The following is a 22,874-nucleotide window of genomic DNA, read 5'->3' as shown; positions in this document are numbered from 1 at the left end:
GCTCCACACCGCGCGCCTCGACTTCAGCGCCTGGCCCGGCCGCAGCGGCGCCGGGGCCGACGTCGCCGCCGTCGGCCAGGCGCTCGCCGCGTGGACCGGCGCCGATCCCGGCGTGGTGAAGCCCGGGCCCGGCACCACCGCCGAAGCCCCGGTCGCGCCGGTGCGCGTGCTGTGGAACGGCCGCCTCGACGGCGCGACCGTCGTCCTGCTCGCCGACGCGACCCGCCTGGCCCGCTACACCCGCCCCGATCACCCGACCGCCGATGACCCGGTGCGCCTGGACCTCACCCGCGCCGACGACTCGGACGTCACCTCCGCCGGCGCCGTCCTGCTGCGCTCGACCGGCGTCGGCGACCGTTGGCTGATCGCCCCGTGGGTCGTCGAGGTCACCACCCGTGACTTCCGCCAGCCCGACGTCCTGGCCCGGTCGGTCGACGTCGCCAACGGCGTCACCGCCGACGTCGCGCGTCCGCCGGCCACCGGCTGCGCCTCCTGGCCCGCGCTCCAGCTGCGCTCCTCGCCGCTGGTCGCCGAACACCACGCGTTCCTGCTTACCGATCTCGGCGGCATCACCGCCGCGCACCTCACCTTCACTCCGCCGCCGTCGCACGCCGCGCAGTCCCCGCGCGAGGCCACCGGCCCCGACGCCCTGGTCGCGCTGTCCCGCCTGGCCTGCGGCCTGCCCGCACTGCGGAATCAGGACACGAAGCAGATCAACACGTGGGAGTTCGCCCTTCAGTCGCTCCCGCAGTCTCAGGGCACTGCCACGTGGGTCTGTACCCGCGCCGACCACTGGGACGGCAGCGGCTCGACTGCGACTGCGTTCCTCCCGCCGGGAACCGGGCCGTCCGTGCCCACCGGATCGGAAAGCCAGGGCCGCTCCTGCAGCCGCTTCTCCCAGCACGTCGTTGCGGACGTCCGCTGGCGCTCGCTGCTTGGCCGGCAATACCTGCTGATCGCCGGGTCCCGTCACGTCACGTCCCTGCAAGTCGGCGCGACGACCATCGCAGCACCCGACCATACGGCCGCACTCCCCGCCGACACGGCGACGCCGACGATCTCCGGCACCCTCGACATCGGCGGCACCGTGACGCCCCTTTCGCGATGAATTCTGCGATCCCGTCGAAACCGGTCAACCCAGACACCTTGACAGCCCGACAGGTCTAGTCCAATCTGCGTCCTAGCCGCAGCTCCGGAGCAGCCGGCATCCGCCAACTCGCCATCTTGTGCTGCCTGGAGGACGTTTGATGCTCAGGAATCTCAGTTCTCGCCGGAGACAGCTCCTCACTTCCACCGGCGCCGCAGTCGGCGCACTCGCCCTCGCCGGAGCCGCGGCGGCCTTCGCCACGAGCGCCACCGCCGCGCCGTCCGCGCAGACCGCCGCCCCGGCGGCGTCGGGCAACCTGCTGACCAACCCCGGGTTCGAAACCGGGGACCTGACCGGTTGGACCTGCGATGCCGGAACGGCAGCCGTCGTCTCGACGCCGGTGCACTCCGGAAGCCACGCGCTCGCCGGCACGCCCTCGGGATCCGACAACGCGCAGTGCACGCAGACCGTCTCGGTCCAGCCGAACACGGCGTACACGTTCTCAGGGTACGTCGAAGGCTCCTACGTCTACATCGGCGTGACCGGCGGCACCTCCACCTGGACGCCCTCGGCGACCAGCTGGCAGCAGCTGTCGGTGTCGTTCACCACCGGCGCGTCGCAGACCTCTGTCCAGGTCTACATCCACGGCTGGTACGCCCAACCCACCTACACCGCCGACGACCTTGCCCTGACCGGCCCGGCCGGCCCGCCGCCGACGACCTCCTCGACCTCGCCGACCACTGTCCCGACGTCGAGTACGCCGCCGACCACCCCGTCCAGCACGTCGCCCACGAGCACAACTCCCAGCAGCACCCCGTCGACCAGCAGCAGCTCCTCCTCGCCGGGCGGCAGCACCTGCCCGGTGAAGTCGCGCCCGGCCGGCAAGGTGATCCAGGGCTACTGGGAGAACTGGGACGGCGCGCTCAACGGCGTCCACCCGGGCCTGGGCTGGATCCCGATCAACGACCCGCGCATCCAGCAGCACGGCTACAACGTCATCAACGCGGCGTTCCCGGTCATCCTGTCCGACGGCACCGTCGAGTGGCAGGACGGCATGGACACCAACGTCAAGGTCGGAAGTCCCGCCGACTACTGCGCGGAGAAGGCGGCCGGCGCGACCATCCTGATGTCGATCGGAGGCGCCACCGCCAGCGTTGACCTCAGCTCCAGCGCGGCGGCCGACAAGTTCGTCTCGACGATCGTGCCGATCCTGAAGCAGTACAACTTCGACGGGATCGACATCGACATCGAGACCGGCCTGGTGGACAGCGGGAACATCAACAGTCTGTCGACCTCGCAGCAGAACCTGGAGCGCATCATCGACGGCGTGCTGGCGCAGATGCCGTCGAACTTCGGGCTGACCATGGCCCCGGAGACCGCGTACGTGACCGGCGGAAGCGTCACCTACGGCTCGATCTGGGGCTCCTACCTGCCGATCATCAAGAAGTACATGGACAACGGTCGGCTGTGGTGGCTGAACATGCAGTACTACAACGGCAGCATGTACGGCTGCTCGGGTGACTCCTACGAGGCGGCCACGGTCCAGGGCTTCCAGGTCCAGACCCAGTGTCTGAACAACGGGCTCACCATCCAGGGCACGACGATCAGGGTCCCGTACGACCACCAGGTCCCGGGCCTGCCCGCGCAGCCCGGTGCCGGCGGCGGGTACATGACGCCGTCGTTGGTGTCGCAGGCGTGGAACAGCGTCAGCGGGCAGATCAAGGGGCTGATGACCTGGTCGATCAACTGGGACGGCTCGTTGGGCTGGACGTTCGGCGACAACGTGAAGGGATTGGAAGGACGCTGAGACGCTGACCGGCGAACAACCGTCGCGGGGTTCCACGCAGCTCAGGAGTGGAACCCCGCTACGCATGCTTCTCAGTGCTCATAAATCAGTGCCAATCATCAGTGCTGATCATGAGTGCTCCTGCGCGGTGAAAAACGCCAGAACCTGAGGCGTGGCCAGCTCCGCGGACGTGTTGTGGTCGACGTGGCCGACGTCCACCAGCTTGACCCGGTCGCCGTGCTCGGCCAGCTGCGCCTGGCACTGCTGGGCGTTGGCGAACGCGACGCCGTCGTCCCCGTCGGCGGCGTAGATCTGCGCCGGGACGTTCGGGTGCCAGTCGCAGGACACGTCGTTCTGCGTCATCGCGTGCAGCAGCGCGCCGGTCGGGTGCTGAAGGCGTGCGATGTACTGCGGCGTGAGCAGTGCGGACGGACTGCTCGGCAGCGCCGACAGGATGTCCTCCTCGCTGTGGCTGCCGTCGTAGAGCCCTTCCACGATCGAGGCGTACGGCTGCTGGAACACCTCCGCCGGGTTGTCGTAGAGGTGGTAAATCCGGTTCATCGAGACGGTCCAGAACGAGATGTAGAGGACTTCGCTCTCCGGGTTGAGTGAGTTGCTCAGCAGGGCGGGGATCTCGGCGGTGCGCACGTTGTAGGGACCGCTCATCGGTGCGACCGCCCCGAGCCGCCAGTACCGGCCGGCCTGACCGTCCTGGATCGCGTGCGCGAAACCCATCGCCGCGGCGCCGCCCTGCGAGAAGCCGGTGACCATGACCCGCGGGTTGAGGCGCACGTCGTGGTCCTCGGCCAGGCTGCGGCTCGCGGTGAGCATGTCCTCCGAAGCCGTGACCTCCGAGGCCAGGTTCATGTAGGGGTGGACTCCCGGCCCGGTGCCCAGCCCCAGGTAGTCCGGCGCGACGGCCGCGTACCCGGCGGAGCCGAACAGCTCGACCGCCTCGCGGTCGCCGCCGCCGGCCGTGACCGACGCGACGGCGTCGCGCGTCGGGTTGGTGCCGTGGTCGTAGGAGATCACGTTCAGGTGGCTCCCGGCCCCGGTCGGCAGCACGACCAGACCGCTGGCGGTGGTCGGCCGGCCCCGCGGGTCGACGGTGCTGTAGGTGATCCGGTAGTCGGTGACCGCGTAGCGGATCCGCTTGGTGGCGCCGAAGAACGGCACGACCGCCGCCTGCACCTGCGCCGGCGACAGCGCCGCGACCTCGGTGACCGACAACAGCCGACCGCGGTCGTGGCTTCGGTCGTGGCCCGGGTCGTGATGGTACCGGCCGAACGCCCCGGCGCCGGGCCCCGACTCCGCCGCGCCGGCCACCCCGGCCGACGCGACGGTCAGCAGCACCGCACCCGCCGCCCCCGCCGCGACGGCCGTCGCGGTGCGCTTGCGAAAGAGGCTGTGTGAACGCATCGTGATTCTCCTCCACCCCGAGACCGGGGCTCGCCCCGGATTGACGTCTCAAGTCGATGACTCAAGTCTCCGGGGCGCGATGCGCTCGCACGATGGCCCTACATGGTGTCTGTGGGGTGTATCTAGTGACACCCCTCAGGTGGGGATAGGTGCTCCTGCCTGGTGAAGACCATGCGGCAGGTGTCCCCGCTCGCGAACGTCACCGGCCGCACGAAACGCAGGTGATGCCGGTCGGGATCGATGGCGTCGGCCCAGTTCAGGTCGAAGCGGCACAGGATCGGCTGGAGTTCGGTGCGTCCGGCTGCGGCGAGCGTTTCGTGGAACACGCAGCGTTTGATGTCCAGGACGTACGTGTCCTGGTCGTCGACCGGACGCTCGAACGTGAACGACGGCCCGAAGTATGTCTGCTCGCGCTCCTTGCTCGCCTCGACCAGCGCGACGAACGGATCCGGGACGTTGTCGAGCATCGCGGCCGTGCCCTCGATGACCTGCGGACGCAGGGGACTGTTGAGGCAGTCGTCGACGATCGCGGCGGCCTCGGCCGCTCCGCACATCGGCGAAAGGACTTCGAACGCTGCGATTGCGAGCGCGGTGAAGCGCACGTTCGCGGCGTCCATCGGGTTGGTGACCAGGTGCTCCAGGTCGGCGATGCGGGCCGCGAGCCGGTCGCGGACTTGGTCCTCGACCGGGCCGAAAAGCCGGCCGAGGCGGTCGAAGAACGCGCGCTCGATCAGCGGGGTCCACTCGGACGGGTCGTAGGTCGGCTGTGCCTGGTCAGGCTGCTCGGCCTGGACAGGGGAATTCGGGGTGGCGTCGTGCATGGGTGGTGGCCCTTCTGGTCCAGGGTTCGACCAGCGCGCTCCACCACCGACCGGCGCTGCTTGATGACTCCTCGATCCAACAACGACGCCAGTGCCATCGTCAACGCGAAGGCTGTTCCAGTAACCGCCGCTCCAGCAACCGCCGCTCGGCATCGGTCGGCGCCAGCTCCAGCGCCGTCCGCAGGCTCGCCCGCGCCTCCTCCTCGCGTCCCGCACGGCGTAACAGGTCGGCGCGCGTCGCGTGCAGCAGGTGGTAGCCGTCGAGGCGGCCGGACTCGGCCAGTGCGTCCACCTCGGGCAGTGCCGCCTCAGGGCCCTGGGCCATCGCCACGGCGACCGCTCGGTTCAGGTCGACCAGGGGGCTGGGGAGTACTTGCCGAAGCTGGTCGTAGAGCCCGATGATCTGCGGCCAGTCGGTTTCGGCGACCGATGGCGCGGTGGCGTGGCAGGCCGCGATCGCCGCCTGGATCTGGAACGGTCCGGCGCGGCGGCGGCGCAGTGCGCGCTCCAGGATCGTGGTGCCTTCCTCGATCCGGTCGTGGTCCCATCGCGAGCGGTCCTGATGTTCCAGCGTGACCAGTTCGCCGTCGGCGTCCAGGCGTGCGGAGCGGCGCGCGTCCTGGACCAGCATCAGCGCGAGCAGGCCCTGGGCCTCGGGCTCGTCGGGCATCAACGAGGCCAGGACGCGGGCCAGCCGGATCGCCTCCGCGCTGAGGCGGGCTTTGTGCTCCTGGTCGCTGTAGCTCTCGTTGAACAGCAGATACAGGACGTGCAGTACGGCCGGGAGCCGGTCCGGCAGTAGGTGCGCTGGCGGGACGCGGAACGGGATGACGGCGTGCGCCACCTTCTGCTTGGCCCGGAAGATCCGCTGGCCCATCGTGCGCTCGCTGACCAGGAAGGCCCGCGCGATGTCGGCGGTGCTCAGCCCGGCCAGGGAACGCAGCGTCAGTGCGACCTGGGCGTCGAGGTTCAGCGCCGGGTGGCAGCAGGTGAACATGAGCTCCAGGCGCTCGTCCGGGATCTCGCTGTCGCGCGTGTACGGCGGCGGTGCCTCGGCCTCCTGCGTGGCCCACTGCCGCAGCTTCGCCGCCTCGGTCGAGGCCCGCCGCAGGGTGTCGATCGCGCGGTTGCGGGCGGCGGTGGTGAGCCAGGCCAGCGGCTGGCGCGGCACGCCTTCCTCCGGCCACCTGCGCAGCGCCTGCGCGAACGCCTCCTGCGCGCACTCCTCGGCCAGGTTCCAGTCGCCGCCGGTGAACCGGATCATGGTCGCCACGATCCGGCTCCACCCGTCGGCGTAGATCTCGGCGACGACCTCGCTCGCCGGCTTGTCGGTCATCGCCGTGCCCGCCTGTCCTTCGTGTCCCCGTCGGTGTCGGTGTCGGTTCCAGCGTCAGTCGGTCGCCACCATGATCAGTCGCCGGTCACTCGCCGTCGGACCAGAACGGCCGCAGCTCGATCACGCCGTGCCAGGCCATCGGGTGCCGGGACGCGACCTCGACGGCCTCGTCCAGATCGGCGCACTCCAGCACGTCGAAGCCGGCGATCAGGTCCTTGGTCTCGACGTACGGGCCGTCGGTCAGCAGCACCTCGCCGTTGCGGACGCGCACCGTCGTGCTGTCGCTGTCGGGGCGGATCCGCTCGCCGATCAGACGGGTCCCGTTGCTGTCGTTGTCCTTCACCCAGCCCTCGATGTCGGGCGTTCCGGGAATGTCCTCGTCCGGCATGGCGGGGTCCACGCACACCAGCATCAAGTACCTCATGTGACTGCTCCGTTCACAGCTGTTCGGGCGGCTCTCGCCCCGTTGCATGAGATTGACGAACGGGCCCGCGGCTTTACTACAGGCTCGCGCAAAAAATCTTCGGACGCACGGCCGACACACACAGCCTGGTCAGATCATCAGACGTCTGTGAAACTCTGCGCATGCAGATCGCCGTCATCGGGGCCGGGATCGCCGGTCTGGCCGCCACCAAGGTGCTCACGGCCGTGGGCCACGACGTCACGACCTTCGACACCGAGCCGGAGGTCGGGGGCGTGTGGAGCCCCACGCGCCACTACCCGGGCCTGACCACGCAGAACACGCGGATGACCTACGAGTTCTCCGACCACCCCGCACCGGAGGCGTGGCCGGACTATCCCAGCGCCGAGCAGTGGCACTCCTACCTGCGCGGCTACGTGGACCGCTTCGAGCTCGGCGCGAAGCTGCGACTGGGCACCGGCGTCGCCCTGGCCAAGCCCACCGCCGACGGCTGGGACCTGGGCCTGGACTCCGGGGAGCACGTCGAGGCCGCGCACCTGGTCGTCGCCAACGGCGTGTTCTCCCGTCCGGCGATCCCCGACTGGCCGGGGCGGGAGGAGCACGCCGAGGCCGGTGGCGTGGTCAAAGCCCCGTCCCAGCAGCTCACCCTCGAAGACGGCCGGGGCAAACACGTGGTGGTGATCGGCTACGGCAAGTCGGCGTGCGACACGGCGACGGCGCTGTCGACGGTCGCGGAGTCGGTCACCATGGTGCCGCGCCGGCTGCTGTGGAAAGGCTCGAAGGTCCTGCTCGGCAAGCACTTCGAGGACGTGGCGATCACCCGCCTCGGCGAGGTGCTGTTCGCCAAGCCGCAGCGCTTCGCACCGCTGTTCCGGGTCCTGAGCCGCGCGACCGTCAAGCAGCAGGGCCTGGCCGCGCTCGGCCTGATCCCGCCCGGCCGCTTCGACGACATCGCCTCCAGCAGCGCCAGCCTGGCCACCGACGGGTTCTTCGACGCGGTGCGCGCCGGTACGATCGCCGTCCGCCGCGACCGCTCCGTCGTCGAGCTGCGCGGCGGCGACGGCCCGCAGGCGGTGCTGGACGACGGGACCGTGCTGCCCGCCGACCTGATCGTCGCCGCCACCGGCTTCGAGCAGAACGTGCCGTTCCTTGACCCGTCGCTCAGCGTGCGCAACGCCGGCGGCGAATTCGAGCTGTTCCGCAACGTCCTGCCGCACCACGTCCCCCACCTGACCTTCGCCGGCTACAACACCTCGCTGGTCAGTTCCCTGAGCGCGGAAGTCGGCGCGATCTGGATCGCCGCTTATCTCGCCGGCGCCATGACTCTCCCGGCGCCGGCCGTACGTGAGGCCCAGGCGCGCGCCGACCTGGCCGAACGCGCCGCGCGCACCCGCGGCAAGCACGCGAGCGGCACGGTGATCCTCCCGCACTCCATAGGCAACATCGACTTGATGCTGAGGGACGTGCACGCGGCCCTGCCACGGCGGACGCGGATCGCGCAGTGGACGCGGCGGACGTATTCGACGGACTTCCGGGAGCCGCTTGCCGCCGCCGTGAAGGCGCTGAGCTCGGGGTCTTAGTTATTCGGGGTCTTAGTTATATGGACAGCGTCAGACGGCCGCAGTCTGCCGTCCCCGCGTCGGCCGAGGCAGCAGCCGCCACAAGCGGCCGCACGCGATGGTCCCGGCCAGCAAGACCACGTACACCACCGGCGTCCACGCGCCGCCGGTGTGCGAGACACCGCTCGGGTCGACGGTGTACGTCAGCGGGCTCTGCAGGTAGCTGACGCCGCTCCACGTGAAGATGCCCGTCCCGTGCGCCGCGGCGAGGCCGTTGCCGTAGGCGTTGGCGGCCTCGCTGAGGACGTAGTTCAGCAGCAGCGGCACCGAGGCGGCGAAGTACGCGGCGGCGATCCAGGAGTGGTGCGGGCGGTCGCCGTACTCGGCGCCGAGGTACTCACGGGCCAGCGCGCCGCTGCTGCCGATGCGGCGCAGCGCTTCGCCGGTGCCGTGGTCGGCCGCGGCTTCCAGCAGATTGGCGCGGACTTCGCGGCGCTTGGCTATGCGCGAGCTGCGCGGGAGGTCGTAGAGGCGCTGGTCGAGGGTCCAGACCAGGCGTTCGATGCGGATCCGGTCGAACGGCGTCAGCTTGTGCGGCATCTCAAATGCCTTTCTCGGGCGGGTCGGGAAGCGGACGAGCGAGGACGGCCTCGACCCCGGCCACGTGCCGCGCCCAGGCGGCGCTCGCGGCGTGCAGGGCGTCGAGGCCGGCCGGGGTGAGCCGGTAGTACTTGCGGGCCGGGCCGCTCGGGGAGGGCACCAGCCGGGTGGCCAGGCGCCCTTCCCGCTCCAGGCGCGTGAGCGCCGGGTAGACCGTGCCCTCGAGCACGTCGGCGAAGCCCGCCGCCTGCAGGCGCTGCGCCACCTCGTAGCCGTAGGACTCCTTCTCGGCCAGCAGGTGGAGCAGCACCATCGACAGCACGCCCTTGAGGAGCTGAGGGTCATGGCTGGTGGTCACAGCTACTAGACTGCGCCAACTACTAGGCATAGTCAAGTAGCGGGGCGCGGTGCTGTCCCGAGGCCTCGGCGACGCCTCAGACGACGCCTCACATGATCACGACGTGCCAGGCGATCAGTTGATGTCGAACTCGTTGCCCTCGGGGTCCTTCATGCCGACCGCGTAGTGGTCCAGGCCGTCCTGCTGCATGACGACGGTGATCCTGGCGCCCAAGGCCACCAGGCGCTCGGCCTCGGCGTCGACCAGCTGCTTCCGCTTCTCGATCGGGTTCGACCGCCCGCCGCTGGCGTGGACGTCGATGTGCAGCCGGTTCTTCACCGCCTTCGGCTCGGTGACCACCTGGAACCAGATCGCGGGCCCGCCGCCCTGCGGATCGCTGATCCGGTTGGCCCCGTCGACCAGTTCCTCCTCCGGCACCCCGAGTTCGCGGTAGAAGTCGCTCCAGGTCGCGAAGCCGGCCGGCGGCGGCGCGAGTTCGTAGCCGAGCGCGGCGGCCCAGAAGCGGGCCAGGCGGTCGGGATCGGTACAGTCGATCACCAGCTGGTAGCGGACGGCCATCGGAATCCTCTCCTCATCCTCTTCTCGGCCACGGGGCTTCCTCGCACCACGTGGCATCCCGCACCATGGTGTCCTCCACCTCCGACACCCCCGGCTTCCGACACCCCTGGCCCCGGGCCCGGGTACCCACCAGGGTTCACCCCTGGGGTGATCGGCCCGTGTTCCCGGAATGGTTGTCGGCGGATGCCGACCGGCATGCCGCTGGGGCGAGGGAGCGGACAAGACGATGGTGGATTTCAAGCTGGAGGTCGTGGTACTCCCGGTTTCCGACGTGGACCGGGCCAAGGATTTCTACACGAAGATCGGCTTCCGCGAGGACGTCGACTACTCCGGGCCCGGCGGCTTCCGGGTCGTGCACCTGACGCCGCCCGGGTCGGCGGCCTCGTTCATCATCGGCACCGGGGTCACCGAGGCGGCGCCGCCGCGCGGTTCCCGTTCGAGCTGGCGCGGATCCGGCTGGCGCACGGGATCCGGGTGCGGCACGTTCAGGGCCGGGCCGAGGCGCGGCAGTTCCTGGCCGCGGCGGCGGAGGCGTTCGAGCGGCTGGGGGCGTCCGGCTGGATCGAGCGGGCCCGGGCCGAGCTGCGCGCGACCGGGGTCGTGCCGCGGGCTTCGCTGCTGAATCTGGCATCGCTGACCTGGCAGGAGCGGCGGATCGCGGATCTGGCGGCCGGTGGGCTGACGAACAAGGAGATCGGGAAGCGGATGCATTTGTCGCCGCGGACGGTGAGTTCGCACCTGTATCGGATCTTCCCGAAGCTGGGGATCACGACGCGGGCCGCTTTGCGGGATGCCTTGAGCCGGACCGAGGATCTCTCAGAAGTCTGAGACGTGGTCGGCCAGCCAGGCGAGGACGTGGTCGGCGACGGCCGGCCAGCCGCTGTCGATCACGAGCGAGTGGCCCCTGTCAGCGAACTGCTTCAGGTCGGTGACGGCGGTGGAGTCGCCGTAGAGCTTGTAAGTGGCGCGGACGGCGGCGTCGGCGACCATGCGGTCCTCCTGGCCGGAGATGAGCAGGAGGGGGCCGCGTGCTGTGTTGCCGGGGTCGATGATGCTGTGCGGCGGGCTGCCGTCGAGGCCGAGGTCGGTGAGGAGGCGGCGTGGGGCCGGGACTACGAAGCGGGTGAAGAGGGTCGCGGCCTCTTGCTCGCCGACCGTGTTGGCGATCGTTTGGCGGAACTGAGGCTGGGGGAGCGGGATGTAGTCCTGGTGTTGCTCTCCGGTTCTGTCGGCGGAGACCGACCCTGCCGTTGTCGTTTCCCCTGCCACCGGCAGCGGCGCGATCGCCACCGCGGCCCGAGCCAGCCCGGCGTCGAGGAGCTGCTGGGCGATGAGGCCGCCGGCCGAGTGCCCGATGACGACCGGCCGGCTGTCCAGGGCGCGCACCGCCTTCTCGTAGTGCGCGGTGAGCTCGTCGATCCCGAAGCCGCCGAGCGGGCCGGGGTGGCTGCGGGCCTGCGCCACGGCGTCGGGCTCGCCGGGGCGGCTCGGGACGTGGACGTCGTAGCCGTGCGCGGCGAACCGCTCCGTCCAGCCCTCCCAGGACGACATGTGGAGCCACACACCGTGGATGAGGACTACGGGGATTCGATTCACGGCCAGGCCTTCCGATTGCGCGCGACGTTCGGCCGTCGGCTGGTGTCGCGGCGGCTCCTCCAGCGTCCGTCATGGGTGGCGCGGCGGGAAACAGTCGGATGACTGAACGCGTCTCGGCGTCATGTGACTGATGTGCGGGGCCGGTTGTGCCGAAGAGAGTGGAGACGCCCGATGACATCCAGGAAGGACCAGACATGATCAACAGGAGAACGTTCACCAAGGCGGTCGGCCTCGGGGTGGGGGCCACGGCGGTGTCGGCCGGTGGCGCCTCCGCAGCCTTCGCGACCGGCTCCGGTGCCTCCGCCTCCGCCTCGGCCGCCACTTCCGCGGGCCGCAAGGTCCCGGTAATTCCGACGATCGCCCCGGGCACGCACACCACGTTCTCGGACCTGAAGCAGGTGCGCGCCGGGGTGCTGGACATCGGCTACGCGGAACTCGGCCCCAAGCACGGGCCGGTGGCGATCCTGCTGCACGGCTGGCCCTACGACATCCACAGCTTCGTCGACGTGGCGCCGCTGCTGGCCGACGCCGGGTACCGGGTGATCGTGCCCTACCTGCGCGGGCACGGCTCGACCACATTCGTCTCGCCGTCGACCATGCGCAACGCGCAGCAGTCGGCGATCGCGCTGGACATCATCGCCCTGATGGACGCGCTGCACATCCACAAGGCCGTGCTGGCCGGCTTCGACTGGGGCTCGCGGACCGCCGACATCATCGCGGCGCTGTGGCCGGAGCGGGTCAAGGCCCTGGTGTCGACCAGCGGCTACCTGATCACCAACGTGGCGGCGCAGAAGAACCCGCTGCCGCCGAAGGCCGAGCAGGTCTGGTGGTACCAGTACTACTTCGCCACCGACCGCGGGCAGACCGCGATGCAGACCCCGGCCGACCGCGACGCGCTGTGCCGGCTGGTGTGGGACGACGTGTCGCCGACGTGGCACTTCGACGACGCGACGTTCGCGCGCACCGCGGCGGCGTTCACCAACCCGGACTACGCGGCGATCGTGATCCACAACTACCGCTGGCGCCTCGGGCTGGCCGACGGCGAGCGCCGGTACGACCGCTACGAGCAGCTGCTGGCCGCCAAGCCGAAGATCGCCGTGCCGACGATCACGATCGACCCGGCGCTGGACCCGTTCCTCGCCTCGACCGACGGCAGCGGCTACCGCGTGTTCTTCACCGGCAAGTACGAACACCGCGTGTTCAGTGCTGTCGGGCACGACGCTCCGCAGGAGGCGCCGACTGCGTTCGCGCAGGCTGTTGTCGATGCGGATCACCTGTGAGCGACGTACACGAGCCTGAGCACCGGGCCGCGGAGGACGTCCGGCGGGCCCGGTTCGGCGCGCTGCCCGACCGCGTCGCGTTCGAGGACATGGTCCAGGAGACTCCTGCGTTGCCGGCGAACCAGGCGGTGGATTCGTACGACCCTGATGGCGTGGGAGTCCGGTTCTCGTGTCTGGCCGCTGATCTGGGGCTCTGAGGGCATCGCCGTGACGATGGCGGCGGATGGCGTGGCGGGTGTGGTGGCGGGTGTCGCGACCGGTTGTGGGGAACCGGCCGCGGCACCCGCCGTTTTCCACGGTTCGGCAGTAATCTCCCTACTTTCAATATGTGTAACAAGCGGCCAAAGCCGACGCCTGCCATAGTGGGGACATGGCCAAGCGCACCTACACCTCGACCGTCCGGGCCGCGGCGGCTCGGGAGACCCACGCCGCGATCCTGAAAGCGGCGGAGAGCCTGTTCGTGGAGCGGGGCTACGTGCGTACCACCGTCGCCGGCATCGCCGAGCGCGCCGGCGTCGCGCTGAACACCGTCTACACCAGCGTCGGCGGCAAGCCGGCCATCGTGGAGGCGCTGGCCGTCGAGGGCACCGAGGACGAGGAGGTCCAGGCCGCGCTCGCCGCCGTCCACGACACGACCGACCCGGCGGAGGTCCTGCGCCGCACGGCCGAGAGCACCGCCGCGATCACCCGCCGCCACGACTCGATCCTGACGGTCCTGCTCGACAACGCGACCGCCGACCCGGCGGTGGCGGCGGCAGCCGAGCAGGCGGTCAGGCGCTACCGCGAGCGCCTGCGGGTCATCGCCGAGTACCTGGTGTCACTGGGAGCGGTCGAGACCGACGTGGCCCGCACCGAGCAGGTCCTCTGGTTCTACTTCGGGCAGTCGGCGTGGAAGACCGTGCGCGGCTTCGGCTGGAGTTGGGCCGACAGCGCCGCGTGGCTGGCGGAGCAGGCTGCTGCGTCGCTGCTGGGGCCGGAGGCTCGGGGAACTCGGGAAGCTCAGTCCTGATGGCTTCAGGAAGCCAGGGCACCCTGCACCGACTTTGGCTGCTGCTGCTCGATGGCATCGACCGACTCCCGGCGCCGCAAGCCGAGGTGCTGGCGACCGTGCTTCGCTAGGCGACACTGAGCTCACTGCTGCGAAAGAGTCCCGCCGAGCTCACGCCGCGAGGTGATCCCCTCCTTGGCGAAGACGTTGCGCAGGTGCCATTCGACCGTGCGCGGGCTCAGGAACAGCTCGGCGCCGATCTCAGCGTTCGAATGTCCGGCTGCGGCGAGCCGTGCGATCTGCGCCTCCTGCGGGGTCAGGACAGGGGCGCCGACCGTGCGCTTGCGGACGGTCTCGCCGGTGGCGAGCAGTTCGCGGCGCGCGCGTTCGGCGAAGGCCTCCATGCCGATCTCGACGGCCGCCGTGTGCGCGGCGCGCAGCTCGTCACGGGCCTGCGTGCGACGGTTCTGGCGACGCAGCCACTCGCCGAACAGCAGCCGGGTGCGCGCCGCGAAGGCCTCCAGTCCGCCGTGCGTGAAGTGCTCGACGGCCTCGCGGTAACGGTCCTCGGCCTGCTTGGGCGCGCCGGTGAGGGCGTCGGCGACGGCATGGGCACCGAGTGCCCACGGGGTCCCGGCCTTGGCCCAGTCGGACAGCTTTTCGCAGGCCTGGGCCGCCACCGCCGGCTCACCGGCCCGGGTCGCGGCCTCGACCAGTTCGCCGAGCGTGCAGTAGTGCATGGCAAAGTCCTGATACTCCAGACCCCGCTTCGCCGCCTGCATCGCCGCCGGGTAGTCGCCCGAGCCGTTGTGGAGCACCGCGCGGGCGTACGCGGCCAGGCCGATCAGCCGTCCCAAACCGCGTTGCTCGCCGTCGCGTTCCATGGATTCGGCCAGTTCCAGCGCCGACTGCTTGCTGCCCCGATATGCCGCGACCATGGCCTTGCTGGCCCGGTACGTCGCCAGGCCCATGGCCTGCTCGGCCGCCACCGCCTCGGCCAGCAGGTCCTCGGCCTGGGAGAAGCTGCCCGCGTATCCCACCGCTGCGGCGCGGTAGGTCAGCGCCGACGGCAGGATCGACAGCGTGCCGGTCGTCCGGGCGAAGCGCACCGCGCGGTCCGTGATCTCCAGCAACGCCCGCAGGTCGCCCAACTCCACGGCCACGTTCGCCGCGAACCACAGCCAGGGCAGGTCTTTGGCCTCGGTGAAGGACACCAGCGCGTCCTGCAACGGCGCGAACGCGGCGACCGGCCCCTGCGTGGCCCACGTGCTGAGGCCGCGCAGGATCTTGTCGGTGGCGTCGTCGCCGGGCGGCAGGTTGTCGCTGACGACCTCGGCGGCCCGGCGCAGTCCGTCGGCGTCGTTGCGGCCGGTGCTCAACGCCGAGCCGAGGGCGGCCAGGGACGTGCGGCGTTCGGCGGCCGGGTCGAGGTCGCGGAGCTCGCTCGCGGCGGCCAGCAACGGTCCGATGGCGCCGAGGCCGGGGTTGACGACGTGCGCGGCCATGGCGCGCAGCCGCGCCGTGGTGGCGCGCCGCAGCGGGTCCAGCGGGCCAAGTTCGGCGGCGGCGAGCAGGTCGGGGACCCGGGCCGGCAGTCCGGCGTCGAGGTAGGCCTGGGCCGCGGCCAGGGCTCGGCGGCCGCGGCCCTCGGCGTCGGGGGTGAGGGCGGCGGCGCGTTCCAGGAAGGTGCCTGCGGCTGAGCGTCCGCCCCGGGCCAGGGCTCGGTCGGCAGAGCGTTCCAGGGCTGCCGCGACGTCCTCGTCCGGTTCGACGGCGGCGTGTGCCTGGTGCCAGGCGCGCCGGTCGGGGTCGCGCTCGGCGTCGGTGGCTTCGGCCAGTGCGTGATGTGCCGCGCGCAGGGCTGCGGGGTCGGCTCCGCGCCAGACCGCCGAGCGCACAAGCGGATGCCGGAAGCGGACCGGGGCACCCATGGTGATCAGGTCGGCGGCTTCGGCCGGGGCCGCGGCCTCGGGCCCGACGTCCAGCAGGTGCAGGGCGCGCCACAACAGCGGCGCGTCGCCGACCGGCTCGACGGCCGCTACCAGCAGCAGGGTGCGGGTGTCCGGCGGCAGCGCGTCCACGCGGTGGCGGAAGCCGTCCTCGACGCGGGTCGCCAGGCCGGCGGTGCCGAAGCCGCCGAAGCCGCCGAAGCCGAACGCCAGCTCCGCGGAGGAGCGGCTGCGCGGCAGTTCGAGCAGCGCCAGCGGGTTGCCGCCGGTCTCGGCGACGATCCGGTCCCGGACGCGGTCGTCGACCGGACCGGGCAGCGCCTCGGCCAGCAGGGCGCGGGCGTCGGCGTCGGTGAGTCCGGTCACGGCCAGCTCGGGCAGGCCGGACATGCCGGAGGAGACCTCGCTCCGGTCGTCGGCGACGCGCTCGGCGAAGATCAGCGCGACGGCTTCGGCGTCCAGCCGGCGCCCGACGAAGGCCAGGACCAGCCGGGACATCAGGTCCAGCCACTGCGCGTCGTCGACCAGGCACACCAGCGGGGACCCGGCCGCGGCCTCGGCGAACAGGCCCAGGACCGCCATCCCGACCAGCATCATCTCCGGCACCTGGCCCGAGCTCAGGCCGAAGGCCACGCGCAGCGCGTCCTGCTGCACCTGCGGCAGCCGGTCCAGGTGCGACAGCAACGGCGCGCAGAGCTGCTGCAACGCCGAGTAGGCGAAGTCGGACTCGGCCTCGACGCCGGCGGTGCGGGCGACCTGCAGCCGGCTGTCCTGCGCGGCCTGGGCCGCCTGGGCCGCCTGGGCCGCCACGTGGTCCAGCAGCGCGGACTTGCCGATGCCGGCCTCGCCGCGCAGCACCAGGACCCGGCTGCGGCCCTCGCGTACGTCGCGCACCAGGCGGTCCAGCGTCTCCAGTTCCCGCGTGCGGCCGAGCAGCTGGTGCCTTGTGTCCTGCGACATCGCTTCCTAACCGGCGGAGTGGGGACCGTGCTCCCGGGGGAGTCGGACCCATCTTACGAATGATCTCGGATCGGCGGTATCCGGACGGCGCGGCGCTGAGCAGGGCAAATCAGCAAGCTGAGACCGGTTACACCGCGCGGCCGCCTGGATACCCCGCGTCTCCGAAGCGGAAACAGGGCACACGTCACTACTAAGTCATATCGTGGCGATGCGCTTCGCATCGGCTAATCATGACGCCACGCACTTTCACGCCAGCTGCCCTGTGACCAAAGTGGTCTTCGACCGAGACGTTCGCAGAACTCGAAGACGAGGCCGCCGCATGGATGACCGTTACGAGGCGTACACGATGCTCGACCGGCATTTTTTCGATGCCGCTCGGGCCGTCGTGCCCGCCGCGCACGGCTTCGCCGCGGCCGAACGGGAACTGCCGGCGGGCTGGCGGCGGCGCGGGCAGGACGACTGGACGGTCGTGGAGCCGGTGCCGCTGGAGCTGCCCGGGCAGGGGTGGAAGATCCACGCCTCGGCGACCATCACCGGCGCCGAGGAAGTGCTCGACAGGATCTTCGAGTACTGCGTTCCCCGCGGCATACCTTTCAAGTTCCTGCGCTCGCCGGCGGCGCTGCTGGCGCGGGTGTCGAAGTACGCCCCGCGCGGCTACTCGGGCAAGTTCGTCACGATCTACCCGACCGACGACGCGGCCTGCGAGCGGATCCTCACCGAGCTCGGCGAGCTGCTCGACGGGCTGCCGAACCCGTACATCCTCAGCGATCTGCGATGGGGCGCCGGCCCCCTGCACGTCCGCTACGGCGCCTTCGCGAACCAGTACACCGTCTCGGAGAACGGGTCGGTGGTGCCGGCGATGGCCGCTCCCGACGGGACCCTGGTCCCGGACCGGCGCACGCCGGTGTTCCGGACGCCGCCGTGGGTGGAGCTGCCGGAGTTCCTGGCGCCGCACCTGGCCGCGCGTAATGCCGTGAAGCTCACGGATATGCCGTACACCGTGGAGAAGGTTCTGCATTTCTCCAACGGCGGCGGGATCTACGTGGGCCGCGACTCGCGGACCGGCGACGAGGTCGTGCTGAAGGAGGGGCGGCCGCACTCCGGGCTGGACGCGCGCGGGGCCGACGCCGTGCAGCGGGTCGAGCACGAGTACGCGATGCTGCGGCGGCTGGAGGGCATACCGGGCCTGCCGCGCGCGCGTGACCTGCTGTGGGTCGGCGAGCACCGGTTCCTGGTCATGGACTACGTCAAGGACGGCGTTCCGCTCAGCCGGGTGATGGGGATCCGCTATCCGCTGACCGATCCCGGTGCCACGGACGAGGACCGCCAGGGCTACGCGGACTGGGCCCTGGACATCCACCGCCAGGTCAGCGAGGCCTTGGACGCCATCCACGAGCGCGGCGTCGTCTACGGCGACCTGCACATGTTCAACATCCTGGTCCGCGACGACGACACCATCGCGCTGCTGGACTTCGAAGTGTCCTGCGAAGCCGACGCGACGGCGCGGCCGGGGCTGGGCAACCCCGGGTTCAGCGCGCCGGCGACGGTGACCGGCGTCGACCGGGACCGCTACGCGCTGGCGTGCCTGCGGCTGGCACTGTTCCTGCCGCTGGCGAACATGGTCTGGCTGCATCGTCCCAAGGCCCGGGAGTTCGCCGCGGTCATCGCCGAGAACTTCCCGGTGTCGGCCGACGACCTGGCTGAAGCGGTGGCGGTGATCACCGGCGTCGAGGACCGGGCTCGGCCGCTCGCGCCGAACGTGCCGGTGCGGATCGAGGCGGAGCCTTCACAGTGGCCTGAGATACGCGCCGATCTGGTGCGGGCCATCGAGGCCAGTGCGACGCCGGAGCGGGACGACCGTTTGTTCCCCGGGGACATCAGACAGTTCGCTGTCGGCGGCCTCGGGCTGGCCTATGGCGCTGCCGGCGTGCTGTATGCGCTGGACGTCACCGGCGCCGGGCGGTTCCCGCAGTACGAGGACTGGCTTCTGCGGCACGCCAAGGATCCCGGCACCGGCGCGCGGCCCGGGCTGTGGGACGGCCTGCACGGCGCCGCCTTCGCCCTGGACCACCTCGGCTATCGCAGCGAGGCGCTGGACGTCGTCGAGTCCTGTCTTCGCGACAAGTGGGAGGCGTATCCCTCCGATCTTGCCGGCGGCTTGTCGGGGATCGGGCTCAACCTGCTGCATCTCGCCGAACGCACCGGCGATGCCGCGCTGGCTGAGGCCGGGCTGCGGGCGGCGGAGATCGTCGCCGAACGGCTCGCCGCCCCGGACGCCGCGCCGGCTGTCTCCGGTCGCGAGGGCTTCCACGCCGGCCTCACCCGCGGGTACTCCGGGCAGGCGATGCTGCTGATGCGGGCCTTCGACACGGTCGGCGACACGCGGTTTCTGGACTCCGCGGCGGAAGCGTTGCGTCGGGACCTGCGGCGCTGCGTGGTGCGCGACAAGGGCGCCATGCACGTCGACGAGGGCTGGCGGACGTTGCCGTATCTGGACGTCGGCAGCGTCGGGATCGGTCTGGCGTTGGACGCGTACCTGGCCATGCGGCCCGACGAGGCCGACGCCGACCCGCAGTTCCGCGAGGCCGTCGAGACCATTCCCATGGCCGCGCGTTCCCCGCTCTACGTGCTGCCGGGCCTGTTCTCCGGACGTGCCGGAACCATCCTCTACCTGGCCGGCCGTACCCCCGGGCGGCACCGCGACCCGGTGCTCGCCGCGCAGGTGCGGAGCCTGACCTGGCACACGCTGCCGTACGGCGGCGGCACCGCGTTCCCCGGCGGCATGCTGATGCGGCTGTCGACGGACCTGGCCACCGGGACCGCCGGCGTGCTGCTGGCCCTGGGCGCGGTGCTGCACGACGAGCCGGTGTACGCACCGCTGCTCGCCCCCCGAGTCTCCCGTGCCGACCGGCGCGGGGAAGCCGAAACAGAAAGGTGACGGACATGACCGAAGAGATGACGCTCATGGACCTGCAGGGCATGGAGCAGGCCGACACGGACAGCTGGGGCGTCAGCGGCCACGGCGGTGGCGGCGGCGAGTCGGAGCTGAGCCTGACCGGCTGCAACGGCCACAGCGGCATCAGCATCCTCTGCGACCTCTGATCGAGCACCCCGCTGGGGTGACCGGACCGGCTCGCACGCCGGCCCACCGATGAGCGCGGCGGCCCCGGACGACTGACATTCGCCCGGGGCCGCCGGCACGGGGGCGGTCCGGAGACCGCCCACCATCCGTGTCCATCGCCATCCATCACTGTCCATCCGTATCCATGACACCCGACCTCGGAGGCCGCGTCCAGACATGAGCGCCTACACAAGCGCCGTGCGCCACGGTGGTGCTTGGCTGCCTGCGATCGGCTTGGCCGCGCTGGGCTCCACGGCGGTCACCCTGGCGGTGCCGGACGTGCTCGGTTCCGCAGTGGACGCCGCCGCGGCCGGGCACGGCGTGGGCAGGCAGCTGCTGCTGGCCGGGGCGCTGATGACCTTCGGGGTGCTCTGCGACATGACCAACGGGTACGCCTCCGCCGCGTGCGTCGCCGGGACCACCGCGTGGCTGCGGCTGCGGATGACGCGCCGCGTCCTGGACGCCGGCCCCGCGAACACCGGCGGCTTCACGGCCGGCGACCTGCTCGGGCGGGTCTGCGGCAACGCCGCCGACGCCGGGCGCGCCGGGCCGGGCGCGGTCAGCGCGGTGACGGGGATCGCGCCGCCGGTCGGCAGCCTGGTGCTGCTGGCCGTCATCGACCCCTGGCTCGCCGTGGCGTTCCTGGCCGGGACCGTCGGCGTCATCCTGGTCCTGCGCTCCTTCACCCGCGGCACCACGCGCGCGCTGCGGACGTACCTGGAGATCCAGGGCCGCATCGTCGGGCGGCTCGTGGAATCACTCGGCGGCATCCGCACGATCGCCGCCGCCGGCACCGCCGCCGCCGAGCGCGACCGGATCCTGGCCGAACTGCCGGAGCTGCACGCCGCCGGGCGCGCCACCTGGCGGTTCCTGGCGCGCTCGACGTTCCAGGGCTCGGTGCTCGGCCCGGCGACCCTCGCCGCGGTCCTGGCGGTCGGCGGCCTGGAGCTGGCCAAGGGCCGCATCACCCCCGGCGAGCTGTTCGCCGCCAGCCGCTACGCCTCCATCGGCACCGGCCTCGGCGGCCTGACCGCGGTGTTCGCCGCCGTCGCCCGCTCCCGGACCGGCGCGTCGCGCGCCGCCGAGCTGCTGGAACTGACAGAGGTCGAATACGGCGACCGGGCCGTCCCGGAGGGCACCGGCGAGCTGACGTTCCTGGGCGTGTCCTGCGGCATGCTGCGTGACGTGGACTTGACGGTGCCCGGCGGCGCGGCGGTCGCCGTGGTCGGGCCCTCGGGCTCGGGCAAGTCGGTCCTGGCCACCCTCGCCGCCCGACTGCGCGACCCCGACGAGGGCGAGGTGCTGCTGGACGGCGTGCGCCTGCCCGAGATCGCCCACGACGGACTCCGCGCGGCGGTCGGCTGCGCCTTCGAACGCCCGACGCTGGTCGGCACCACGGTCGCCGACGCGATCGGCCCGCACCTGTCGCGCTCGCGCGTCGAGGACTCGGCGAAGGCGGCGCGGGCGGACGCCTTCGTGCGGCTGCTGCCGGAGGGCTACGACACACCGCTCGCGGACGCGCCGATGTCCGGGGGAGAGGCGCAGCGCATCGGACTGGCCCGAGCCTGGCCGGCGCACCGCCTGCTGGTCCTCGACGACGCCACCTCCAGCCTCGACACCGCCACCGAGGCGCTGATCAGCGAGGCCCTCCTCGGCGGCGCCCGCGGTCGCACGCGCCTGATCGTGACGCACCGCGCGGCCACGGCGGCCCGCGCCGATCTGGTGGTGTGGCTCGACGAGGGGCGCGTGCGCCGGGTCGGTGGGCACGACTGGCTGTGGCAGGACGCGGCCTACCGGGAGGTGTTCGCGGCATGAGGCGGCGGGGGATGGGCTTGGGGCGCTTCCGGCACATCAGCGAGGGAGATCGGTCCCGTGAGTCTGGCGGTGCGGGCGACTCAGGTCAGTCCGGCGGTGCGCGCGACTCGGTTCGGTCACGCGACGCCAATGATTCCGTTCGATCCGTTCGATCCGAGCGATCCGGCGAGTCTGTCGGCGCGGGCCGTGGCCGCGAGTTGCGGTTCGCGTTCGGCACCGTGCGCCGGTCCTCCATCATTGCTTTGTCTTGCTGGTCGCTGCTGGAGGTCCCGTCTTCAGCACTCTCCGGCATCGCCGTCGCGCACGCCCTAGACGACGGCTTCCTCCGCCACCGCACCGGCGTCGGCCTGGCCTGGATCGGTGTGCTTCTGGCGGCCGCGACGTTGGCGGCGCTCGGTGCGCGCCGGGTCTTCGCGCTGCTCGGCAACTTCGTTGAGCCGCTGCGGGATGTGCTTGTGCGGCGCGTTGTGGATGCTGCCGTGACGCGAGGTGTTGCTGGCGAGCGCGATGGTGGTGCGACCGCGCGGCTGACCCGGCAGGTCGAGACCGTGCGCGATTCGTTCGCCGGCATCATCGTCGCGGTGCGCGGATTCGTCGTGGCGGCGCTTGGGACCGCGGTCGGCGCCTATGCGCTGGATCCGCTGATCGCCGCGATCGTGCTGCCGCCGTTCGTGGCCGGGTTCGTGCTGTTCCTCGGGGTGCTGCGGGTTGCGGCCGCACGGCAGCGGGCCAGCGTCCTGGGTGAGGAGAAGGTCGCCGCCGCGGCCGGTCCGGTGCTGGCGGCGGTGCGCGACGTGGCGGCCGCCGGAGCCGAGCAGTACGCGGCGGATCTGGTGCGCGGGCCGGTCCTCGCGCAGGCGCGCATCGACCGCAGGCTCGCGCGCACCGCCGCGTTGCGCCAGCTCTGCTTCGCCGTGGGCGGCTGGCTGCCCGCGCTGTTGCTGCTGGCGGCGAGTCCGGCGCTGCTGCGACGCGGGCTGACCGCCGGCGCGCTGGTCGGAGGCCTGACGTTCGTCGTGACCGGGCTTCAGCCGGCGCTGCGCGGTGTCATCTCAGGGCTCGGTGACAGTGGGCTGCGATTCTCGATCACGTTGGCGCGGCTGCTGGATGCCGCCGTGCCGATCACCCCGCTGCCGGAAGCCTCGGCCGCGCGCGGCAGCTCGGTCGCCCCGGCGGCTCAGGCCACATCAAGCATCCCAGACCCGGACCCAGACCCAGAC

17 protein-coding genes and 4 pseudogenes are annotated in these 22,874 nt (G+C 71.4%); 12 read left to right on the top strand and 9 right to left on the bottom strand.

The features are described 5' to 3' along the window. Nucleotides 1–1,108, top strand: a pseudogene (locus GWK61_RS36425) (hypothetical protein); the annotation flags it as partial. A 139-nt stretch (nucleotides 1,109–1,247) separates the two neighbouring features. Continuing rightward, on the top strand, nucleotides 1,248–2,894 hold the full coding sequence (locus GWK61_RS36420) for a carbohydrate binding domain-containing protein (protein ID WP_194916250.1): 1,647 nt from the start codon (nucleotides 1,248–1,250) through the stop codon (nucleotides 2,892–2,894). A gap of 108 nt (nucleotides 2,895–3,002) precedes the next feature. On the opposite strand, the gene GWK61_RS36415 is transcribed toward GWK61_RS36420, so the two are convergent. The 4 genes from GWK61_RS36415 to GWK61_RS36400 form a co-directional block, all read right to left on the bottom strand. Next, a complete protein-coding gene (locus GWK61_RS36415) occupies nucleotides 3,003–4,292 on the bottom strand; it encodes an alpha/beta hydrolase family protein (protein ID WP_194916249.1) in 1,290 nt (429 codons plus the stop codon). A 122-nt stretch (nucleotides 4,293–4,414) separates the two neighbouring features. Then, on the bottom strand, nucleotides 4,415–5,113 hold the full coding sequence (locus tag GWK61_RS36410) for an L-2-amino-thiazoline-4-carboxylic acid hydrolase (protein ID WP_194916248.1): 699 nt from the start codon (nucleotides 5,111–5,113) through the stop codon (nucleotides 4,415–4,417). Nucleotides 5,114–5,213: 100 nt separating this feature from the next. Next, on the bottom strand, nucleotides 5,214–6,449 hold the full coding sequence (locus tag GWK61_RS36405; RefSeq protein ID WP_194916247.1) for an RNA polymerase sigma factor: 1,236 nt from the start codon (nucleotides 6,447–6,449) through the stop codon (nucleotides 5,214–5,216). An 85-nt stretch (nucleotides 6,450–6,534) separates the two neighbouring features. Continuing rightward, a complete protein-coding gene (locus tag GWK61_RS36400) occupies nucleotides 6,535–6,873 on the bottom strand; it encodes a YciI family protein (protein WP_194916246.1) in 339 nt (112 codons plus the stop codon). 95 nt (nucleotides 6,874–6,968) lie between these two features. On the opposite strand from GWK61_RS36400, the gene GWK61_RS36395 reads away from it, so the two are divergent. Continuing rightward, on the top strand, nucleotides 6,969–8,450 hold the full coding sequence (locus GWK61_RS36395; RefSeq protein WP_499703285.1) for a flavin-containing monooxygenase: 1,482 nt from the start codon (nucleotides 6,969–6,971) through the stop codon (nucleotides 8,448–8,450). A gap of 30 nt (nucleotides 8,451–8,480) precedes the next feature. Here GWK61_RS36395 and GWK61_RS36390 read toward each other — a convergent pair whose 3' ends face one another. From GWK61_RS36390 to GWK61_RS36380, 3 genes are all read right to left on the bottom strand, one after another. Further along, nucleotides 8,481–9,029 carry a hypothetical protein gene (locus GWK61_RS36390; RefSeq protein ID WP_194916244.1) on the bottom strand — a complete coding sequence of 183 codons (549 nt, stop codon included), beginning with the start codon at nucleotides 9,027–9,029 and terminating at the stop codon, nucleotides 8,481–8,483. Between the two features lies 1 nt (nucleotide 9,030). After that, entirely contained in the window at nucleotides 9,031–9,387 is a 357-nt protein-coding gene (locus GWK61_RS36385) for a PadR family transcriptional regulator (RefSeq protein ID WP_323747915.1), read from the bottom strand. Nucleotides 9,388–9,501: 114 nt separating this feature from the next. Further along, nucleotides 9,502–9,945, bottom strand: coding sequence for a VOC family protein (locus GWK61_RS36380; protein ID WP_194916242.1), 444 nt, complete (start codon nucleotides 9,943–9,945; stop codon nucleotides 9,502–9,504). Nucleotides 9,946–10,114: 169 nt separating this feature from the next. On the opposite strand from GWK61_RS36380, the pseudogene GWK61_RS60010 reads away from it, so the two are divergent. Both GWK61_RS60010 and GWK61_RS60005 read left to right on the top strand, forming a co-directional pair. After that, nucleotides 10,115–10,297: pseudogene (locus tag GWK61_RS60010) on the top strand (hypothetical protein); the annotation flags it as partial. Between the two features lie 65 nt (nucleotides 10,298–10,362). Beyond that, a pseudogene (locus GWK61_RS60005) lies at nucleotides 10,363–10,773 on the top strand (helix-turn-helix transcriptional regulator); the annotation flags it as partial. Here the strand turns inward: GWK61_RS60005 and GWK61_RS36370 are convergent. Continuing rightward, on the bottom strand, nucleotides 10,762–11,541 hold the full coding sequence (locus GWK61_RS36370; RefSeq protein WP_194916241.1) for an alpha/beta hydrolase: 780 nt from the start codon (nucleotides 11,539–11,541) through the stop codon (nucleotides 10,762–10,764). The pseudogene GWK61_RS60005 and the gene GWK61_RS36370 sit on opposite strands and share 12 nt — an antisense overlap. A 194-nt stretch (nucleotides 11,542–11,735) precedes the next feature. On the opposite strand from GWK61_RS36370, the gene GWK61_RS36365 reads away from it, so the two are divergent. The 3 genes from GWK61_RS36365 to GWK61_RS36355 all read left to right on the top strand — a co-directional run bounded on the left by GWK61_RS36365 (nucleotide 11,736) and on the right by GWK61_RS36355 (nucleotide 13,830). Beyond that, the gene (locus GWK61_RS36365) at nucleotides 11,736–12,821 is read left to right on the top strand and encodes an alpha/beta fold hydrolase (RefSeq protein ID WP_194916240.1); all 1,086 of its coding nucleotides are present in this window, start codon (nucleotides 11,736–11,738) and stop codon (nucleotides 12,819–12,821) included. Further along, nucleotides 12,818–13,018: a hypothetical protein gene (locus GWK61_RS36360; protein WP_194916239.1), complete on the top strand. Its 201-nt coding sequence runs from the start codon at nucleotides 12,818–12,820 to the stop codon at nucleotides 13,016–13,018. The genes GWK61_RS36365 and GWK61_RS36360 overlap by 4 nt, the downstream gene beginning before the upstream one ends. A 173-nt stretch (nucleotides 13,019–13,191) precedes the next feature. Then, entirely contained in the window at nucleotides 13,192–13,830 is a 639-nt protein-coding gene (locus GWK61_RS36355) for a TetR/AcrR family transcriptional regulator (protein WP_194916238.1), read from the top strand. Nucleotides 13,831–13,952: 122 nt separating this feature from the next. Here the strand turns inward: GWK61_RS36355 and GWK61_RS36350 are convergent, their stop codons facing one another. Then, nucleotides 13,953–16,718: an ATP-binding protein gene (locus GWK61_RS36350; protein WP_194916237.1), complete on the bottom strand. Its 2,766-nt coding sequence runs from the start codon at nucleotides 16,716–16,718 to the stop codon at nucleotides 13,953–13,955. A 319-nt stretch (nucleotides 16,719–17,037) separates the two neighbouring features. Here GWK61_RS36350 and lanKC point away from each other — a divergent pair, with 319 nt between their 5' ends. From lanKC to GWK61_RS36330, 4 genes and pseudogenes are all read left to right on the top strand, one after another. Next, nucleotides 17,038–19,656, top strand: coding sequence for a class III lanthionine synthetase LanKC (lanKC, locus tag GWK61_RS36345; protein ID WP_194916236.1), 2,619 nt, complete (start codon nucleotides 17,038–17,040; stop codon nucleotides 19,654–19,656). 5 nt (nucleotides 19,657–19,661) lie between these two features. Then, on the top strand, nucleotides 19,662–19,820 hold the full coding sequence (locus GWK61_RS36340; RefSeq protein ID WP_194916235.1) for a SapB/AmfS family lanthipeptide: 159 nt from the start codon (nucleotides 19,662–19,664) through the stop codon (nucleotides 19,818–19,820). Nucleotides 19,821–20,016: 196 nt separating this feature from the next. After that, nucleotides 20,017–21,654, top strand: coding sequence for an ABC transporter ATP-binding protein (locus GWK61_RS36335; protein ID WP_194916234.1), 1,638 nt, complete (start codon nucleotides 20,017–20,019; stop codon nucleotides 21,652–21,654). A gap of 242 nt (nucleotides 21,655–21,896) precedes the next feature. Beyond that, nucleotides 21,897–22,874, top strand: a pseudogene (locus GWK61_RS36330) (ABC transporter ATP-binding protein); the annotation flags it as partial.

This window comes from Catenulispora rubra (assembly GCF_015356825.1).
GTDB lineage: Bacteria > Actinomycetota > Actinomycetes > Streptomycetales > Catenulisporaceae > Catenulispora > Catenulispora rubra.
Note: the sequence above shows the minus strand (reverse complement) of the source record. Positions and strands in the feature narration are given on the sequence as shown.

Bases quoted from the DNA above. Each gene is read 5' to 3' on its own strand.
- GWK61_RS36420 (WP_194916250.1), top strand. From the start codon at position 1,248: ATGCTCAGGAATCTCAGTTCTCGCCGGAGACAGCTCCTCACTTCCACC.
- GWK61_RS36415 (WP_194916249.1), bottom strand. From the start codon at position 4,292: ATGCGTTCACACAGCCTCTTTCGCAAGCGCACCGCGACGGCCGTCGCG.
- GWK61_RS36410 (WP_194916248.1), bottom strand. From the start codon at position 5,113: ATGCACGACGCCACCCCGAATTCCCCTGTCCAGGCCGAGCAGCCTGAC.
- GWK61_RS36405 (WP_194916247.1), bottom strand. From the start codon at position 6,449: ATGACCGACAAGCCGGCGAGCGAGGTCGTCGCCGAGATCTACGCCGAC.
- GWK61_RS36400 (WP_194916246.1), bottom strand. From the start codon at position 6,873: ATGAGGTACTTGATGCTGGTGTGCGTGGACCCCGCCATGCCGGACGAG.
- GWK61_RS36390 (WP_194916244.1), bottom strand. From the start codon at position 9,029: ATGCCGCACAAGCTGACGCCGTTCGACCGGATCCGCATCGAACGCCTG.
- GWK61_RS36380 (WP_194916242.1), bottom strand. From the start codon at position 9,945: ATGGCCGTCCGCTACCAGCTGGTGATCGACTGTACCGATCCCGACCGC.
- GWK61_RS36365 (WP_194916240.1), top strand. From the start codon at position 11,736: ATGATCAACAGGAGAACGTTCACCAAGGCGGTCGGCCTCGGGGTGGGG.
- GWK61_RS36355 (WP_194916238.1), top strand. From the start codon at position 13,192: ATGGCCAAGCGCACCTACACCTCGACCGTCCGGGCCGCGGCGGCTCGG.
- GWK61_RS36350 (WP_194916237.1), bottom strand. From the start codon at position 16,718: ATGTCGCAGGACACAAGGCACCAGCTGCTCGGCCGCACGCGGGAACTG.
- lanKC (WP_194916236.1), top strand. From the start codon at position 17,038: ATGGATGACCGTTACGAGGCGTACACGATGCTCGACCGGCATTTTTTC.
- GWK61_RS36340 (WP_194916235.1), top strand. From the start codon at position 19,662: ATGACCGAAGAGATGACGCTCATGGACCTGCAGGGCATGGAGCAGGCC.
- GWK61_RS36335 (WP_194916234.1), top strand. From the start codon at position 20,017: ATGAGCGCCTACACAAGCGCCGTGCGCCACGGTGGTGCTTGGCTGCCT.